Source organism: Dawidia cretensis (assembly GCF_018598175.1).
Lineage (GTDB): Bacteria > Bacteroidota > Bacteroidia > Cytophagales > Cyclobacteriaceae > Ohtaekwangia > Ohtaekwangia cretensis.
This window is the reverse complement of the sequence record NZ_JAHESE010000224.1, coordinates 1-250: the sequence shown is the minus strand read 5'-3', so window position 1 is coordinate 250 and position 250 is coordinate 1. Positions and strand designations below refer to the sequence as shown.

Below are 250 nucleotides of genomic sequence, written 5' to 3'. Positions count from 1 at the left end.
AACTATACGTGCTCAGCACAACCAACAACGGCCGCACGGCCACGCTATACGTGCACGGCGACAATCTCAACGTCACGCAACAGGTAGATCTCTTCACTCACACGGCGGCCATCCCGGCCACTACATACCTGTCGCTCAGCAACAACGGCGACATTGCCGTGGCCACACCCGCAGAAAACAAGCCGGGAATGGATCTGCATGTATTTACCGGCGGCTCGTTTACCGAAACGGCCATTGTATACCACAGCCT

1 protein-coding gene is annotated in these 250 nt (G+C 56.4%); it reads left to right on the top strand.

From position 1 onward, the window contains the following. On the top strand, positions 1-250 hold a 250-nt coding region (locus KK062_RS30440; RefSeq protein ID WP_254088140.1), incomplete at both ends, for a hypothetical protein.